Annotated in this window: 18 protein-coding genes; 12 read left to right on the plus strand and 6 right to left on the minus strand. The window is 67.4% G+C overall.

What is annotated here, in order from left to right:
* Positions 1-6 precede the first annotated feature (6 nt).
* The 3 genes from U1769_RS22500 to phbB are packed head-to-tail and all read left to right on the plus strand — an operon-like array spanning position 7 to position 4,005.
* The gene (locus U1769_RS22500) at positions 7-2,247 is read left to right on the plus strand and encodes a xanthine dehydrogenase family protein molybdopterin-binding subunit (protein ID WP_332720308.1); all 2,241 of its coding nucleotides are present in this window, start codon (positions 7-9) and stop codon (positions 2,245-2,247) included.
* Positions 2,244-3,251, plus strand: a complete 1,008-nt coding sequence (hemH, locus tag U1769_RS22505) for a ferrochelatase (protein ID WP_332720309.1) — start codon at positions 2,244-2,246, stop codon at positions 3,249-3,251. The genes U1769_RS22500 and hemH overlap by 4 nt, the downstream gene beginning before the upstream one ends.
* A 31-nt stretch (positions 3,252-3,282) precedes the next feature.
* Entirely contained in the window at positions 3,283-4,005 is a 723-nt protein-coding gene (gene phbB / locus U1769_RS22510; RefSeq protein WP_332720310.1) for an acetoacetyl-CoA reductase, read from the plus strand.
* Between the two features lie 187 nt (positions 4,006-4,192).
* On the opposite strand, the gene U1769_RS22515 is transcribed toward phbB, so the two are convergent.
* Positions 4,193-4,588 carry a glycine zipper 2TM domain-containing protein gene (locus tag U1769_RS22515; protein WP_332720311.1) on the minus strand — a complete coding sequence of 132 codons (396 nt, stop codon included), beginning with the start codon at positions 4,586-4,588 and terminating at the stop codon, positions 4,193-4,195.
* Between the two features lie 142 nt (positions 4,589-4,730).
* On the opposite strand from U1769_RS22515, the gene U1769_RS22520 reads away from it, so the two are divergent.
* On the plus strand, positions 4,731-5,726 hold the full coding sequence (locus U1769_RS22520) for an esterase-like activity of phytase family protein (RefSeq protein WP_332720312.1): 996 nt from the start codon (positions 4,731-4,733) through the stop codon (positions 5,724-5,726).
* A gap of 64 nt (positions 5,727-5,790) precedes the next feature.
* Here the strand turns inward: U1769_RS22520 and rpmB are convergent, their stop codons facing one another.
* Complete coding sequence (gene rpmB, locus U1769_RS22525; RefSeq protein WP_332720313.1) at positions 5,791-6,090, minus strand: 50S ribosomal protein L28; 300 nt, start codon at positions 6,088-6,090, stop codon at positions 5,791-5,793.
* 170 nt (positions 6,091-6,260) lie between these two features.
* On the opposite strand from rpmB, the gene U1769_RS22530 reads away from it, so the two are divergent.
* Positions 6,261-6,536, plus strand: a complete 276-nt coding sequence (locus tag U1769_RS22530) for a hypothetical protein (RefSeq protein WP_332720314.1) — start codon at positions 6,261-6,263, stop codon at positions 6,534-6,536.
* A 74-nt stretch (positions 6,537-6,610) separates the two neighbouring features.
* Positions 6,611-7,039 carry a nucleoside deaminase gene (locus U1769_RS22535; protein WP_332720315.1) on the plus strand — a complete coding sequence of 143 codons (429 nt, stop codon included), beginning with the start codon at positions 6,611-6,613 and terminating at the stop codon, positions 7,037-7,039.
* 123 nt (positions 7,040-7,162) lie between these two features.
* On the opposite strand, the gene U1769_RS22540 is transcribed toward U1769_RS22535, so the two are convergent.
* A complete protein-coding gene (locus tag U1769_RS22540) occupies positions 7,163-7,840 on the minus strand; it encodes a YiaD family glycine zipper/OmpA-like lipoprotein (RefSeq protein WP_332720317.1) in 678 nt (225 codons plus the stop codon).
* Between the two features lie 158 nt (positions 7,841-7,998).
* Between U1769_RS22540 and U1769_RS22545 the strand changes: the two genes are divergently transcribed.
* Positions 7,999-9,312 (plus strand): hemolysin family protein, encoded by a 1,314-nt coding sequence (locus U1769_RS22545; protein WP_332720318.1) that lies wholly within the window; start codon positions 7,999-8,001, stop codon positions 9,310-9,312.
* Between the two features lie 157 nt (positions 9,313-9,469).
* Here the strand turns inward: U1769_RS22545 and ubiG are convergent, their stop codons facing one another.
* Positions 9,470-10,216: a bifunctional 2-polyprenyl-6-hydroxyphenol methylase/3-demethylubiquinol 3-O-methyltransferase UbiG gene (gene ubiG / locus U1769_RS22550; protein WP_332720319.1), complete on the minus strand. Its 747-nt coding sequence runs from the start codon at positions 10,214-10,216 to the stop codon at positions 9,470-9,472.
* A 51-nt stretch (positions 10,217-10,267) separates the two neighbouring features.
* Between ubiG and U1769_RS22555 the strand changes: the two genes are divergently transcribed.
* Together U1769_RS22555 and U1769_RS22560 are read left to right on the plus strand one after the other, a co-directional pair.
* Positions 10,268-11,527: an aspartate kinase gene (locus U1769_RS22555; protein WP_332720320.1), complete on the plus strand. Its 1,260-nt coding sequence runs from the start codon at positions 10,268-10,270 to the stop codon at positions 11,525-11,527.
* Between the two features lie 289 nt (positions 11,528-11,816).
* Positions 11,817-12,803: an NAD(P)H-dependent flavin oxidoreductase gene (locus U1769_RS22560; RefSeq protein ID WP_443030446.1), complete on the plus strand. Its 987-nt coding sequence runs from the start codon at positions 11,817-11,819 to the stop codon at positions 12,801-12,803.
* Positions 12,804-13,121: 318 nt separating this feature from the next.
* Here U1769_RS22560 and U1769_RS22565 read toward each other — a convergent pair whose 3' ends face one another.
* Together U1769_RS22565 and U1769_RS22570 are read right to left on the minus strand one after the other, a co-directional pair.
* Positions 13,122-14,552, minus strand: a complete 1,431-nt coding sequence (locus U1769_RS22565; protein ID WP_332720323.1) for a hypothetical protein — start codon at positions 14,550-14,552, stop codon at positions 13,122-13,124.
* Positions 14,549-15,289, minus strand: coding sequence for an ABC transporter ATP-binding protein (locus tag U1769_RS22570; protein WP_332720324.1), 741 nt, complete (start codon positions 15,287-15,289; stop codon positions 14,549-14,551). The genes U1769_RS22565 and U1769_RS22570 overlap by 4 nt, the downstream gene beginning before the upstream one ends.
* A gap of 146 nt (positions 15,290-15,435) precedes the next feature.
* Between U1769_RS22570 and ybgC the strand changes: the two genes are divergently transcribed.
* From ybgC to tolR, 3 genes are read left to right on the plus strand one after another with little or no spacing between them, the layout of a single operon-like run.
* Positions 15,436-15,903 (plus strand): tol-pal system-associated acyl-CoA thioesterase, encoded by a 468-nt coding sequence (gene ybgC, locus U1769_RS22575; protein ID WP_332720326.1) that lies wholly within the window; start codon positions 15,436-15,438, stop codon positions 15,901-15,903.
* A 32-nt stretch (positions 15,904-15,935) separates the two neighbouring features.
* Complete coding sequence (gene tolQ, locus U1769_RS22580; RefSeq protein WP_332720370.1) at positions 15,936-16,601, plus strand: protein TolQ; 666 nt, start codon at positions 15,936-15,938, stop codon at positions 16,599-16,601.
* 28 nt (positions 16,602-16,629) lie between these two features.
* Positions 16,630-17,067 (plus strand): protein TolR, encoded by a 438-nt coding sequence (gene tolR, locus U1769_RS22585; RefSeq protein WP_332720327.1) that lies wholly within the window; start codon positions 16,630-16,632, stop codon positions 17,065-17,067.
* The last annotated feature ends 2 nt before the right edge of the window (positions 17,068-17,069 follow it).

The raw sequence follows: 17,069 nt of genomic DNA on the forward strand, positions 1-17,069 counted from the left end.
ATCATGATGGCGGTTCGCGACGTACTCCCGAATATCGACCGGCGGCGGCTGCTGATCGGCGGCGGCGTCGGGGTCGGCCTGCTCGTCGCGTGGAGCGTGTGGCCGCGCGATTATGCGCCGAACCTGACCGCGACCAAGGGCGAGACGATCTTCGGCGCCTGGCTCAAGATCGGCATGGACGGGCATGTAACCGTGGCGGTGCCGCAGGCCGAACATGGTCAGGGCGTCTACACGACCCTGCCGCAGATCGCGGCCGACGAGCTCGGCGCGGACTGGCGGACCGTGGCGGTGGAGCCGGCGCCGCTCAACCCGCTCTATGCCAATCCGATGGCGGCGGACGTGCTGTTCGAGGGCGCGTTCGACGCGCTGCCGGCGCCGCTGCGCGCCAGCCATGCAACCCGCACCGCGCTGATGCTGACCGGCGGATCGACCTCGGTCCGCGCGTTCGAGGATGACCTGCGCCAGGCGGGGGCCGCCGCGCGCGTGCTGCTGTGCAAGGCGGCGGCGAAACGCTGGAAGGTCGACTGGCAGGCCTGCGCCACGGCCGGCGGCTTCGTCATTCATGGCGGCGACCGGCTGCGTTTCGGCGAGCTGGCGGCGGAGGCGGTCGGCGGTTCGCTGCCCAATCCATTGCCGCTGCGCAGCGGCGAAGCCAACCGCCTGCTCGGCCAGTCGCTGCCGCGGCTCGACGTGCCCTCCAAGGTCGACGGATCCGCCAATTTCGCCGGCGACGTACGCCTGCCCGACATGGTGTTCGCGGCGATCCGCCAGGGGCCGGTCGGCAATTCCAGGCTGATCGCCGTCGACCGCGCCGCCGCCGATCGAATCCGCGGCGTGCTCTCGATCGCGACCACTGACGACTGGGTCGCCGCGATCGGCAACAACTGGTGGGCGGCGAACCAGGCGCTGGCGGCGCTGCGGCCGCGCTTCGAGACGAAGGGCGCGATCGTCAGCGATACCAGCATCGACGCGGCGCTGACCGCGGCGCTCGACGGGCCAGGCGAGCGCATGGTGGCGCAGGGCGATCTGTCGGCGGTGTTCAAGGGGGCGCGGCTCGTCACCGCCGAATATCGCGCAGGCCTTGCCGTCCATGCGGCGATCGAGACGATGACCGCGACCGCGCATTTCACCGGCGGACGCCTGCAACTATGGCTGCCGACCCAGGCGCCGGGCCTTGCCCGCGCGGCCGCGGCGGCGGTGCTGGGCATTTCGGAAAACAGCGTGATCGTCCATCCGATGCTGATCGGCGGTTCGTTCGGCGCCAATCTCGAGCATCTCGCCGCCGAACAGGCAGCGATCCTCGCCCGCAAGATCGGGCGACCGGTCCAGCTCGTCTGGTCGCGCAGCGAGGACATGATGCACGATCGCTACCGCCCGCCGGCCGCTGCGCGGATGGCGGCAAGGCTTGGGCCGAATGGGCAGATCCTCGGCTGGCTCGCCAAGATCGCCGCGCCGGCCACCGGCCGCGAACTGGCCGGGCGGCTGATGGGCGGCGACAAGGCCGCCCGCGCCGCGCTGAGCCTGCCGCGGATCGGCGATGCCTATGCGGTCGCCGGCGCCAGGCCGATCTACCGTATCGCGGCCCATGCGATCGATCACCATCCGGCAGAGATCGGGGTGCCGACGGGGCACTGGCGATCGGGCGCACACAGCTACACCGCCTTCTTCAACGAGTGTTTTCTGGACGAACTCGCGCATGTCGCGGGCATCGAGCCGCTGTCGTTCCGCATCGGCATGCTCGGCGGGGACGCCCGGCTGGCGCGGTGCCTGTCGACGGCGGCGGCGCTCGGCGGCTGGGAAGGCGGCATCCAGGACAGCGGCCAGGGCATTGCCTGCCACAGCTTTCGCGGCAGCCACATCGCGGTGCTGGCGGAGGCGCATATCGACGATCAGCAGCGGCCAGTGGTCGACCGGATCGTCGCGGCGGTCGATTGCGGGCGCCAGATCAATCCCGACGTGGTCCGCCAGCAGATCGAGGGTGGGCTGATCTTCGGCATGGCGGCGGCGCTGGGCGGCAGCACGATCTTCACCGAGAATGTCGCCGATGCGCGGACCTTCGGCGATATCGGCCTGCCGCGCCTGGCCGACACGCCCGACATCACCGTCGAGATGATCCGCAGCGAGGCCGATCCGGGCGGGGTGGGTGAGCTTGGCGTGCCGGCGATCGCGCCCGCCATTGCGAATGCGCTTCAGGCCGCTACGGGATATCGCATGCGCACTCTTCCGCTGATCCCCGGCGCGGCATGACCATGCCAGCGGGGCACCCCGCCATCCCGGCGCGCCGGCTGGGCGTGCTGCTGATCAACCTGGGCACGCCCGACGCAGCGGATGCCGTCGCGGTGAAGCGCTATCTGGCGGAATTCCTGTCCGATCGTCGTGTCGTCGAAATCCCGCCCTTGCTGTGGCAGCCGATCCTGCGCGGCATCATCCTCAATACCCGGCCGAAGAAATCGGCGCATGCCTATGCCCAGGTGTGGCGCGCCGACGGATCGCCGCTCGCCGCGATCACGCGGCTGCAGGCGGCGGCGCTGAAGGACGCGTTCGGGCCGGGCGTGATGGTTGACTGGGCGATGCGTTATGGCAATCCGGCGATCGCCGACCGGCTCGCGGCGCTGAAAGCGGCGGGTTGCGACCGCATCCTGCTCGCGCCGCTCTATCCGCAATATTGCGGCGCGACGACCGCGACCGCCAACGACAAGGCCTTCGCCGTGCTGGCCGACATGCGCTGGCAGCCGGCGATCCGCACCTTGCCGCCCTATCATGACGATCCCGCCTATATCGCGGCGCTGAAACAGTCCGTCGAGGCGTCGCTCGCGGCGCTCGATTTCGAGCCGCAGGCGATCGTCGCCAGCTTCCACGGCATGCCGCAGCGCACGCTGGAGCTGGGCGATCCCTATCATTGCCATTGCCAGAAGACCGCGCGGCTGCTCGGCGAAGCATTGAGGCGGGAGCTGATCGTGGCGTTCCAGTCGCGCTTCGGCCGCGCCAAATGGCTCGAGCCGGCGACCGACAGGACGCTCGAAGCGCTGCCGGGCAAGGGCGTGACGAAGGTCGCGATCGTCTCGCCGGGCTTCTCGGCGGATTGCCTGGAGACGCTGGAGGAGCTGAACATCCGCGGGCGGGAGAGCTTCCTGGCGGCCGGCGGGACGGACTTCGCCTATCTCCCCTGCCTCAACGACAGCCCGGGCGGTGTCGAAATGCTCCGGATATTGCTCCAACGGGAGCTTGAAGGCTGGCACCTCCCCGCCTAGCCTGACCTTCAACGACTTGCAGGAGAGACTTATGGCACGCGTCGCGATCGTCACCGGAGGCACGCGCGGGATTGGCGAGGCGATCAGCCTGGCGCTGAGGGATATTGGGATGACCGTTGCCGCCAATTATGCCGGCAACGACGAACGCGCGCGCGAATTCACCGAGCGCACCGGTATTGCGGCCTATAAATGGGACGTGAGCGATTATGACGCATGCCAGGAAGGCTGCGCCCGGGTGGCCGAGGAACTCGGTCCGGTCGATGTCGTCGTCAACAATGCCGGCATCACCCGCGACGGCACGATCCTGAAGATGACCTACCAGATGTGGAAGGAGGTCATGGATACCAATCTCGGTGGCTGCTTCAACATGGCCAAGGCGGTGTTCCCCGGCATGCGTGACCGCAAATGGGGGCGGATCGTGAATATCGGATCGATCAACGGCCAGGCGGGCCAGTACGGCCAGGTCAATTACGCCGCCGCCAAATCGGGCATCCACGGCTTCACCAAGGCGCTGGCGCAGGAAGGCGCGCGCGCCGGGGTGACGGTCAACGCGATCGCGCCGGGCTATATCGACACCGACATGGTCGCGGCGGTGCCGGCCGACGTGCTGGAGAAGATCGTGGCGAAGATCCCGGTCGGCCGGCTCGGCCAGGCGCACGAGATCGCGCGCGGCGTCGCCTTCCTGTGCTCGGAAGAGGGCGGGTTCGTGACGGGTTCGACGCTGTCGATCAACGGCGGGCAGCATATGTACTGACGGTTGCAGGCGGCACTGCGTGTCGCCGGAGCGCGAAGCGCAGCAACCGGCACGGCCGGCGGGTGGGCAACGCCCAACCCGTCCGACGGCGGTTTTGCCGCTGGCGCGGTCACCACACTCAAAAAGTTGAGGGCCGGCGCCTTGCGGCACCGGCCCTCGCCCTCGTTACACCACGCGAGGGATTCCGTTAGCGGCGGCAGCGGCGCGGATCGTCCGAGCGATCGATCGCGCGGCCGGCGAGAGCGCCGGCGCCAGCGCCGAGCACCGTACCCAGCAGGCGGTCGCCGCGGCCGGCCACCGTGTTGCCGAGCAGACCGCCGGCAATCGCACCGATTACCGTGCCGCCGTCATTGTTGCAGCTGGCGCGGTGACGGCGATCATAGCCGCGATAGGCGCGGCGATCATTGTAACCGCGGTCATTATAGCCACGATCGTCGCGGTAGCCGCGGTCATAATCGCGATAGCCACCGCGATCGCCGCGATATTCGCGCTCGTAGCGCTGGGCCGAGGCGGGCGTGACGGGGATCAGCGCGGTGGCGCTCATGGCGAGTGCCGCACCGGCGAGAGAGAGCTTCCTGAACATGGCGATTCTCCTTCCTTGAATTCCGTGTCGTTGGACCGGTTATGGCGCCCGCCGCTTGAGCCCGTCCTGAATGGAGCCGTTAGCCGAGGTTCAGGTGCGATGGCGGTTGCGCCGCCGCGCCGCGTCGCTCAGGGCGGTGGCAATGCGAATCCTCTGCGCCGTCCTGCTCCTGCTGTTCCTGACGCCGGCCTGGATGGGCGAGAAGCGGCTGCCGCTGCTCGGGCCCGAGCCCGTGTTCGACGCGAGTCCGGTGATGCTCGACGAAGCGAATCCGGCGCTGCGCAAGGTCGGGCAACTGACCTGGCTCGGCGGGGTGCAGCTGAAGAGCCGCGATCCGGCCTTTGGCGGATTCTCCGCGATGCAGGTGACCGGGGACCAGTTCACCTTGCTGAGCGATGGCGGCAATATCGTGCGCTTCCGGATGGATGCGCAGTGGCGAATCAGCGAGCGGGCCTTTGCCGAGCTGCCGGCCGGGCCCGGCACGGGCTGGCTGAAGCAGGATCGCGACAGCGAATCGCTAACGAGCGATCCCGCGACCGGGCAAATCTGGGTGGGGTTCGAGCGCGCCAATGCGATCTGGCGTTACGCGCCCGGGCTCGCGCACGCCGAAGCGCATGCCGCTCCACCGGCGATGGCAGGCTGGCCCGTCAACCAGGGTGCCGAGGCGATGGTGCGCCTGCCCGGCGGCGGCTTCGTTATAATGGGCGAGCGCGAATCCTGGCCGCACGGCAAGGGCAGGGCGGCCTTGTTCTTTCCGGGCGATCCGACCGAGCATCCCGATTCGGGCATAAGGTTCAGCTATCTGCCGCCCGCCGGGCACGATCCGAGCGATCTGGCCGTGCTGCCCGACGGCCGGCTGCTGGTGCTCAACCGCCGATTCGTGCTGCCGTTCGCGTTCTCGGCAACATTGAGCGTGATCGATCCGGCGGCGATTCGTCCGGGCGCGCTGGTGCGCGGGCGCGACATCGCGACTCTGGCGAGCCCGCTGGTCCACGACAATTTCGAAGGGCTGGCGATCACCCGCGAAGGCGGTGCGACGATCGTCTGGATCGCATCCGACGACAATCAGCTGTTCCTGCAACGCAGCCTGTTGCTGAAGTTCAGGCTCGATCCCGATCCGATGCCTGCGCGGCGCTGAAACGACTACGGCCCGCTTCCCCATGGGGGAAGCAGGCCGGCATCATTCTCTTAAAAAGAAAAGCTTAGGCGGCGACCGCGGCGGCGCCGAGCTTCTTGCGGACGTCGCGCTTCAGGCGGCGTGCGCGCAGCGACAGCTTGTCGTCCGACGTCTTCACGAGCCAGTTGTCGAGACCGCCGACATGCTCAACCGAGCGCAGGCCGTGCGTCGAGACGCGCAGCTTCACGCTGGTGCCCATGGCTTCGGACATCAGCGTCACATTCTGCAGGTTCGGCAGAAAGGTCCGCTTGGTCTTGTTGTTGGCGTGGGAAACATTGTTTCCCACCATCCGGCCCTTGCCGGTCAGCTCGCAAATGCGCGACATGTGGTCGTATCCTGAGTTTCGGCCAGACCGTACTGGCTGTCCCGTAAAGGCGGCGCGGATAGCCGCAACGGAACAATGCGTCAACCGATTCAGCCTATATGCCGTGCAACTACTACGGTGAAGCGGCGTTATTACGCTAACGATTCGAATGCCTCGATTGGAGAATGCTTATGCGCGCACTGCTAGCCCTGGTCGGATTGGCGGCCGTCGTCGTCGCCATCCTCCTCTCGCTCGGGCTGTTGACGCTCCAGACCAAGCCTGGCTCGCTGCCGAGCGTTAGCGTCAATGGCGGCTCGGCCCCGACGGTCGACGCCAATCTCGCCACCGTTTCGCTCGGCACCGAGAACAAGATTGTCGACGTGCCCACCGTCACCACCACGGAGAAGACGATTTCCGTGCCGACGCTTACGGTGTCCAAACCCAGCGAGCCGGCCAACGCACAATAAGCCTGTAACCGCCCGGGCTGGCCCGGGCGGCGCAGGTCGGGCAGTAGGAACCGATGTTCCCTATCCCTGCCCCGATGCGCGCGGCGCTTGATGCCGCGGCCCAGGCCGCGGCGGCCGGCGAAGTGCCGGTGGGCGCCGTCATCGTCCTTGACGGCAAGATCCTCGCGGTGGCGGCCAATGCACCGCGCACGCTCCACGATCCCACCGCTCATGCCGAGATGCTGGCGATTCGCGCCGCGGCCGAGGCGATCGGCAGCGACCGCCTGTCCGATTGCGATCTGTGGGTGACGCTGGAGCCCTGTGCGATGTGCGCCGGGGCGATCGCGCACGCCCGAATCGCCCGGCTCTATTATGGTGCGAGCGATCCCAAGGGCGGGGCGGTCGAGCATGGCCCGCGGTTGTTCGCCCAGCCCACGCTGCATCATCGGCCGGAAGTCTATCCCGGCATCGGCGAGGGCGAGGCGGGCGCGCTGCTCAGGGACTTTTTCGCAGCGCGGCGGTGAGGCTGCACGAAACAAGGGCTCGCCCGGAACAGCCGCTGCGAACCGCACGACCCGTTCCGACCAAGCCCTCATCTTCTCGAACCTGACGGTTCTCGGCCTCTCCCCGGCGGGAGAGGCGTAAAGTTACCGTACGTCGCTTTCGGGGATCGGCACGATCTTGATCTCGACCCGGCGATTCGCCGCGCGGCCCTGCTCGGTATCGTTCGACGCGATCGGCTGAGTCTCGCCGAAGCCGCGCGTGCCGATGCGCGCGCCGCGCACGCCGCGGGACTCGAGATAGGCGGCGACCGAATCGGCGCGCCGCTCGGACAGGCCCTGATTATAGTCGTCGGACCCGGTCGAATCGGTATGGCCGTAGATATCGATATAGGTGCGGTCATATTGGCCGAGCACCTGGCTCACCTGATCGAGCGTGCGCTGGAACTGCGGCTCCACCGTCGCGCTGTTATAGGCGAAGTTGATGCCCGACGGGATGTTGAGGATCAGATCGTCGCCCTGGCGGACCACCTGCACGTCGGTGCCGGCGGTGCGGGCGCGCAGATCGCGTTCCTGCTTGTCCATATAGGCGCCGATGCCGGCCCCGGCGATGCCGCCGATCCCGGCGCCGATGATCTTTTCGGTGCGGTCGTTGCGGCCGCCGACGATGTCGCCGAGCAGATAGCCGCCCAGCGCGCCGCCGATGCCGCCGATCGCTGCCTTAGAGATGCGGCGCTCGCCCGTCTCGGGATCCGTGGTGCAGGCGCTCGTTACCATCAGGGTGGCCAGCGCGGCGCTGGCGAGCAGTCCGTTATGAATTTTCACGTGTCGTCTCCATTCCGTCCCTCGATTGCAGCGCAAAACGCCGCTGATCGGTCCCTCAAACCCGTTGTCCGGGTCGCTTGTTCCGTAGCCGGTCCAAACTTAGGAGCGACAAGCGGTTGTGCGGGAGACGGAAACCGGTCAAAGACTTGCCAAGCGCCATGGCACCGCTTCCCCCCTTCCCCTGGATCGACGTAGCGATCATCTTTGCGCTGATCATGCTGAACGGCGTCTTCGCGATGTCGGAGCTGGCGATCGTCTCGTCGCGCAAGGCGCGGCTCGAGGCGATGGCGCGCGCGAAGAAGCCCGGCGCGCGCACCGCGCTGGCGCTCGCGGCCGATCCCGGCAAGTTCCTGTCGACCACTCAGATCGGCATCACCCTGATCGGCATCCTGGCCGGTGCCTATTCGGGCGCGAGCCTGGGCGGCCCGGTCGCGGCGCGGCTCATGTTCATCGGCCTTTCGCCCGAGACCACCCAGACGATCGGTTTCGGCATCGTCATCGCCATCACGACCTATGCCTCGCTGGTGATCGGCGAGCTGGTGCCCAAGCAGATTGCGCTGCGCGCGCCCGAGCCGATCGCGGCGCTCATGGCCGGTCCGTTGAGCGCGCTTGCCTGGGGCACGGCGCCGGTCGTCTGGCTGCTCGATTCGTCGAGCGCTCTGCTGTTCCGCATCATGGGGTTGCAGCGCGAGACCGAGGATCATGTGACGGCGGAGGAACTTCACCTGATCGTCGCCGAAGCTTCGAAATCCGGCGTGATCGAGGAGCATGAGCGTTCGATCATCTCGGGTGTCGTGCGCCTCGCCGACCGGCCGGTGCGCGAAGTGATGACGCCGCGCACCGACGTCGAATGGATCGACGCAACGCTCGACGATGCTGGCATTCGCGCGGCGCTGATGGGATCGTCGCACAGCCGGCTGCCGGTGACCGACGGATCGGTCGACGCGGTGATCGGCGTGGTGCAGGCGCGCGACATCGCGGTCGCCCTGTTCAAGGGCGAACCGCTCGATCTGCGCGTGCTGATGCGCCAGGCGCCGGTGGTGCTCGACCAGATCGACGCGATGGACGCGCTCGATGCGCTGCGCCAGGCCGAGGTGCCGATGGCGCTGATCCATGACGAATATGGCCATTTCGAAGGCATCGTGACGCCGGCCGACCTGCTTGCCGCGATCGCCGGCGAGTTCGCCTCCGATACCGATCCGGACGATGCGCCCTCCGTGGTCGAGCGCGAGGACGGATCACTGCTCGTCGCGGGCCAGATGGCGGTCGACGCGCTGGCCGAACGGCTCGGCATCGATCTGCCGGAAGATCGCGACTATGCGACCGTCGCCGGCCTTGCACTGGCGGTGTTCCGCCATCTGCCCGGCGAGGGCGAGAGCTTCGTCCAGCAGGGCTGGAAGTTCGAAGTGGTCGATCTCGACGGACGACGGATCGACAAGCTGCTCGTCAGCGAGGCGAAGAAGAGGCGCTAGAGCGAGATGACGTCGCGTGGAATCGGCTCCCTCTCCGTTCGTTTCGAGCGAAGTCGAGAAACCGCCAAGCAGCCCTCCCCCAATGTTTCTCGACTTCGCTCGAAACGAACGGATCTAGCTAAAGTCATCCCGCTCTAAGCGGCCCGTCGCTGCCCCGTCAGCCCCGCACCGCCGTAACGAAATAGTCCAGTGTCATGTCGTCCGAGACGACAAAGCCCTTCGCCACCGAAAAGCTCAGGCCGCGGGTATCCGCCACCGTCAGCCCCGCCGCTTCGACCAGTGCAGTCAGTTCGTCGGGCGTCAGGAACTTGTTCCAGTCGTGCGTGCCCCTCGGGATCTGCCCGGTGCCCTCGCCGATGGTGATCAGCGCCAGCCGCGACAGCGCCGTGCGGTTGGGGGTGGACAGCACCAGCAGCCCGCCATCCGCCAGCGCGCCCGCCAGGCCGGCGATGAACGCGCCCGGATCGGTGACGTGCTCGATCACTTCCATGCTCGTCACCAGGTCGAAGCGCTGCGATCCCAGCCCCTCGATGCCCCCGGTGCGATAATCGATCGTCAGGCCAGACAGCTGAGCATGGGCGTGCGCCGCCGCGATATTCTCCGCCGCCGCGTCGATCCCGGTCACCGCCGCGCCAAGCCGGGCCAGCGGCTCGCACAGCAGCCCCGCGCCGCACCCGACATCGAGCGCGGACTTGCCGGCCAGCGGGGTGAAACCCGTCTCGTCCAGCCCCCAATGCGCGTCGATCCGCTCGCGCAGATAACCCAGCCGCACCGGGTTCAGCCGGTGCAGCATCGCCGAGGAACCCCTGGGATCCCACCAGTCGGCCGCCATCGCACCGAAATGGGCGGCCTCGGCCGGATCGATCGTCGTTACGGGGGCGTTCGCGGTGCTTGCTATACTCATGGCTGCTTCCTATCAGGGCGCCCCGCTCACCCCAAGGAATTCTGCACCTCCATGGCTCGTATCGTGATGAAGTTCGGCGGCACCTCGATGGCGGGGATCGAGCGGATCCGGAGCGTCGCCGCGCGCGTCAAACGCGAGGTGGACGCCGGCAACCAGGTCGCCGTGGTCGTCTCCGCGATGGCGGGCGAGACCGACCGGCTGGTCAATTTCTGCCGCGAGGCCTCGTCGCTCTACGACCCGCACGAATATGACGTGGTCGTCTCGGCCGGCGAGCAGATCACCAGCGGGCTGCTTGCGGTGGCATTGCAGGCGATCGGCGTGCCGGCGCGCAGCTGGCTCGGCTGGCAGCTGCCGATCCGCACCTCGGACGGCCATGGCTCGGCCCGCATCGCGGATATCGACACCACGGCGCTCAACGCTTCGCTGGCGAAGGGCGAGGTCGCGGTGATCCCGGGCTTCCAGGGCGTCGCCGCGGGCGAGCGCGTGACCACGCTCGGTCGTGGCGGATCGGATACGTCGGCGGTGGCGATGGCGGCGGCGATGAAGGCCGATCGCTGCGACATCTATACCGACGTCGACGGCGTCTATACGACCGACCCGCGCATCGTGCCGCGCGCGCGCAAGCTGAAGCGGGTGACGTACGAAGAAATGCTCGAGCTCGCCAGCGTCGGGGCCAAGGTGCTCCAGACGCGTTCGGTGGGGCTCGCGATGAAGGAACAGGTCCGCGTCCAGGTGCTCTCGTCCTTCACGGGCGAGGACGCGCCGATGGCGGATACATTGCCCGGTACGATGATCGTGGGCGAAGAGGAGATCGACGACATGGAACGCCAGCTCATCACCGGCATCGCGCACGACAAGAACGAAGCGAAGATCACGCTCACCTCCGTGCCCGACCGGCCCGGCTCGGTCGCCTCGATCTTCGTGCCGCTGGCCGATGCGAACATCAACGTCGACATGATCGTGCAGAACGTCGCGCATTCGACCGGATCGACCGACGTGACCTTCACCGTGCCGGGCGCCGATCTGGCGCGCAGCCTCGAAGTGCTGGGCAATGCGCAGGCCGATATCGGCTATGTCGAACTGGTCCACGATACCCGTGTCGCCAAGATCTCGGTGGTCGGTGTCGGCATGCGCAGCCATGCCGGCGTCGCCGCGACGATGTTCAAGACGCTGGGCGAGCGCGGTATCAACATCCAGGCGATCACCACGTCCGAGATCAAGGTCTCGGTGCTGATCGAGGAGGATTATACCGAACTCGCGGTCCGCGTGCTGCACACGGCCTATGGGCTGGATGCGGAGGACGCGGCGTAAGAAATCTTCTCCCCTAATCTCCCTCTCCCCCTGTGGGAGAGGGAAGGGGCCCGCTGCCGAAGGCAGTGGGAAGGGTGAGGGGGACACTGGTTTGTGTTCCGAACCTCACTCCCCTCATCCTTCCGTCGCTTCGCTCCTCCCTCCTTCTCCCACAGGGGGAGAAGGAATAGGGCGCTCCGAACTGCACGGTCGGTTGTCACGATTGCGGAACGCGCTCCGGACGGGCAAGGAACCCGACATGACTGAAACCATCTCTCCCACCGTCGGACAGGAGCGCCTCGCCCGCCGCATGGCGCGCGGTGCCGCGTTCCTGGGCTCCGAAACCGCGATCCTGTGCGGCGCCATGTCCTGGGTGTCGGAACGCCACCTCGTTTCCGCCATCTCGAACGCCGGCGGCTTCGGCCTGATCGCGTGCGGCGCGATGACGCCCGAGCTGCTCGATGCCGAGATCGCCGGGACCAGGGCGCTGACCGACAAGCCGTTCGGCGTGAACCTGATCACCATGCACCCGATGCTGTTCGACCTGATCGAGGTCTGCAACAGGCACAATGTCAGCCATGTCGTGCTCGCGGGCGGCCTGCCGCCGACGGGGTCGATCGATGCGATCAAGGCGAACGGCGCGAAGCTGATCTGCTTCGCGCCGGCGCTGTCGCTCGCCAAGAAGCTGATCCGATCCGGGGTCGATGCGCTCGTCGTCGAGGGCATGGAGGCCGGTGGCCATATCGGCCCGGTCTCGACCAGCGTGCTGGCCCAGGAAATCCTGCCCGAGGTCTCCGAAAAGGTCCCGGTATTCGTCGCCGGCGGCATCGGCCGCGGCGAAGCGATCGCCGCCTATCTCGATATGGGCGCGGCCGGGGTCCAGCTCGGCACACGCTTCGTCTGCGCGACCGAATCGATCGCTCACCCCAATTTCAAGAAGGCGTTCCTGCGCGCCTCGGCCCGTGACGCGATCGCCAGCGTGCAGATCGATCCGCGCCTCCCGGTGATCCCGGTCCGCGCGCTGAAAAATGCCGGCGGCGAGCTGTTCACCGCCAAGCAGCGCGAAGTCGCGCAACTGCTCGATGAAGGCAAGGTCGAGATGCTCGAGGCGCAGCTCCAGATCGAGCATTATTGGGCTGGCGCCTTGCGCCGCGCGGTGATCGACGGCGATGTCGAGCATGGCAGCCTGATGGCCGGGCAGTCGGTCGGCATGGTGACGAAGGAAGAGCCTGTCGCCGAGATCATCGCGGTGCTGATGGCCGAGGCAGCGCATGCGCTGGAGAAGCGCGCGGCCTGATTGCCCGGGACCACCCGCATCGATTCCCCGGATCGATTCAAGGCGGGTGCGCCATGAGGCACCGTAGAGCGGCCGGCACGACAGGTTTGTGCCGCGCCGCTCTTTCTTATCGTTGGACCGAATTGAAGGCGCGCTTGCGGCCGCAGCAGCGGAAACGACGGTCGTTTTCCGGCTGATTCTGCGACGATTTACCGCTGTTATGCATAACAGCGGTAAATCGTCGCAAGTCATTGACCAAAGTACAGAATTTTTCCCTGAAATTCCAACATAACAGGGAAGAAAAAACGGGACCACGTCAGTCGCTCGAGATGCTTCGCGTCAGCCGAGAAAATAGACCGAAATCCCCGCGATCCCGCCGAATATCATCGCAACGAGGATCGACAGGATACCGGCCACGATCGATCCGGAGCGCCGCCGGGCGAAGGCGCCGCGCTGCCCCGGCTTGCCCAGCTTCAGCTCGATATAGCCGGATACGCCCCCGCCGATCGCGGTGCACAGCACGGTGACCAGCGCCCCGAGCGGGGACTGGAGCGCGATCGCGATCGGCAGGATCAGCGCGAAGGGCGCGGCCATCGCGAAGGCAGCGAACAGCTTCACCCGGTCGATCGCGCTCTTGGCGACCGGCGCGACGGCGAGCAGATCGGGCGCGTCCTCGGCCGAGACGGTCAGCCAGGCGAAGCTGCCGACCAGCTGCCCGGCGAGCAGCACGCTGGCAAAGGCCAGGCCGGGTGCGATCGGCATGCCGTCGCGGCGGCCAAAGGCGATGAACACGATCGGCGCCAGGTAGATCAGCCGCAGCAGGATCTGGAAAGCGAGCGCCGGATCGCGCGCGAGCAGCCGCCATTCCTTGGCGAAGACCGATCGGAACAGCCCGGCATGGAACAGCCTCCCGGTGGCGCGTCCGGTCGGCCGGGCGCGCGACAGGCGGGTGCCGCCTTCCTGATAGCCGGACAGGAACATCCGCTGCAGCGTTGCACCCGCCAGCGCGAACAGCAGCGCGCCGGCACCGAGCAGCAGGACGACCGCCACCGGATCGCCGAACGCCGCCCGCCCCGGCAGGGCGCTCAGGCCGGTGCTGCCCACGCCCTGCTCTGTGAAGCGGTTGAACAGGATCATCACGCTCGATTCGCGGTGGCCGTCGCGCCCGGCGAGCTGCGAGACGATGAAGATCGCGCCGCCCAGCAAGGCCGCCGCGATCTGGCCGACGGTGCGCGCGGCGCGCGGCCCCGCCAGCGTCGCCAGCGCAAGGGTGATCGCCAGCCCGGTCGCCGCGGCGGCGAGCGCCAGCGCCGCCAGCAACGCGACGAGCCCGAACAGCCGGGGATGGCCGAGCAGGGCGATTGGTACGGTCAGCGTCAGCAGGAAGACCGCATAGGTCAGCACGATCGTGCCGGCGATGCCGAGCAGCTTGGCGAGCAGCACCGTCCGGCCGTCGATCGGCGCCGAGAACAGCAGGTCGAGATCGCCATGCTCATACAAAGTGCGCTGGCTACCGAGCATCGCCTGAGTGGTCATGAAGCTGAATATGACGATGCTGCCGGCGAGAATCCCGGTCATGATGCCGGGCAGGACCGGAATCGGCACGTCGCGCAGCACCCAGCCGAGGAAACAGCCAAGCGCCAGCCAGGCCAGCATCAGGGCATAGCCGATCCAGCGTACCGCGCCCTTTTGCGGCCGGGTGCGCCAGGCGAGCCTGAGCTCGTGCAGGGCCAGCCAGGCGAAGCCGCCCGGCGCCGGCCCCAGGCTCATGCGGAAGCCCCGCTGGTCAGGCGGATGAAAATGTCCTCCAGCGTCATGCCTTCAGTGCCGGCGCGGGTCCTGAGTTCCTCCAGCGTGCCTTCGGCAAGCAGCTTGCCGCCGGCGATGATGCCGATCCGATCCGCCATGCGCTCGGCTACTTCCAGGATGTGCGTGGTCACGATCACCGTCTTGCCGGCATCGACCTGCGCGCGCAGCGCGTCCTTGACCGAGCGCGCCATGGCCGCGTCGAGCCCGGTCAGCGGTTCGTCCAGCACCAGCAGTTGCGGATCGTGGATCAGCGCCCCGGCCAGCGCGACCTTCTGCTTCATGCCGCGCGAAAAGCCCTCGCACCGGGTATCGCGCTCGTCCCACAGGCCGAGCCAGTGCAGCAGCCGTTCGGCTTCAGCCGCCGCGACCGCCGGGTCCATCCGCCACAGCCCGGCGACGAAGGCGAGATATTCGCTCGGCGTCAGCTTGTCGTAGAGCATCGGCTCGTCGGGCAGCCAGGCAGTGATCGCCCGCGCCTCGAGCGGGTGCTGCCGGGCGCTGATGCCGAAGATGTGGATGGTACCGGCATCGGGCCGGGTGAGGCCGGTCACCATGCGCAGCGTCGTCGTCTTGCCCGCGCCGTTCGGGCCGAGCAGCGCGTAGAGCTGGCCGGCGGCGATCTCCAGATCGAGCCCGGCGATCACCGGCTTGTCGAAACTCTTGGCAAGGCCGCGGATGCGAAGGGCGGGTTCGGTCATGTGCCGACCTTAAGCGCTGGCCGGCCGCCGTCCAGCGATAGGATGCGCCGGCCACGTGCCACGGACGATTTCGCCGGGGACGAGGCGGGCCGCAGGCGCGGCAAACGGGGTTCCTTCGCGCCAGCCTGTCCGGTAGGCACGGCGGGATGGTGCAGCCACAACAGGATCAGCCGGTCGAAGGCCGCTTCGACGGGATCGAACATCGCTTCCCGGTCCGCGTCTATTTCGAGGACACCGATCTGTCGGGCGTGGTCTATCACGCCAATTATCTGCGCTACATGGAACGGGCCCGTTCGGACATGCTCCGCCTCGCCGGGATCGATCAGCGCGCGGTGCAGGAAGCGGGCGAGGGCGCCTATGCCGTCAGCAGCCTTGCGATCCGTTATCGCCGGCCGGCCCGGCTCGACGATGCGCTGATCGTGGTGACGCGATTGATTCAAGTTCGCGCCGCGTCAGTCGATATTCATCAGAGAGTCATGCTCGGTGCTGAAATGCTCACCGAGGCGGAAGTGACTGCGGCGCTGGTCGGGGTATCGGGAAAGCCCAAACGGCAGCCACGGGAATGGATCGAGGCATTTCAGCGCCTCATCGGCCAAGGGGATCAAGAAGCGTGACCGATTTGTTCGTCAATACCGATGCCGCGACGATGTCGCCGGTCGCCCTGTTCCTGCAGGCGGATCTGGTGGTGAAGATCGTGATGGCGGGATTATTGTTCGCCAGCATCTGGACCTGGGCGATCATCCTGACTTTCTGGCGTCGTCTTGGCACGACGCGGCGCAAGATCGACAAGTTCGAGCGCGATTTCTGGAAGGCCGAGGACATCGACGCCTTTTACCGGATCGAAAGCGAGAATGATCTGTCGATCGCCCGCGTCTTTTCCGCCGGCGTCAAGGAATGGCGCCGCTCGACTGCGACCGGCGCGATCGACCGTGAGGGCACGCGCGAACGACTGGCGACCGCAATGGGATCGATGGTCGCGGGTGAGATCGACAAGCTTTCGGATCGCCTGAACGTGCTGGCGACGGTCGGCGCGGTCGCGCCGTTCGTCGGGCTGTTCGGCACGGTCTGGGGAATCATGCGCAGCTTCACCGGCATCGCCTCGGCGCAGAACACGTCGCTCGCCGTGGTCGCGCCCGGCATCGCCGAGGCGCTGTTCGCCACCGCGATCGGCCTGTTCGCGGCGATTCCGGCGGTGATCGCGTATAACCGCCTCAGCCACGGCGTTAACCGCATCGAGGCGCGGCTCAACCGTTTCGCCGATGGCTTCCACGCGACGCTGAGCCGCCAGCTCGAGACGGACAGCGGGCAATGACGGCTCCCTGGGCGGAGGTCTGCGGACGATGAGCATGCAGCTTCCCTCGCAGCGCAGCCGCGGTCGGCGCGCGCCGATGGCCGAGATCAACGTCACGCCGCTCGTCGACGTGATGCTGGTGCTGCTGATCATCTTCATGGTCACGGCGCCGCTGCTGACGGCGGGCGTGCCGGTGAACCTGCCGGACAGCCGTGCCAAGCCGCTCGACCAGGATCAGAAGCCGGTCCAGATCTCGCTCGAGGTCGATGGCAAGATCCATGTCGACCAGGCCGAAGTGACGCGGGAAGCCCTGCCCGAGGTTTTGCAGAAGCTCGCCACGACGGGCGACGGCGGGCAACCGCCACAGATCTTCCTGCGGGCCGACCGGAGTCTCGATTATGGCCGGGTGATGCGCGTGATGGGCGAACTTAACCGGGCCGGGCTCAACCGCGTCGCGCTGGTGACGGTGGGTGACGACGACAAATGATG

The sequence above is a fragment of the Parasphingomonas zepuensis genome (assembly GCF_036663735.1).
Classification (GTDB): Bacteria; Pseudomonadota; Alphaproteobacteria; order Sphingomonadales; family Sphingomonadaceae; genus Sphingomonas.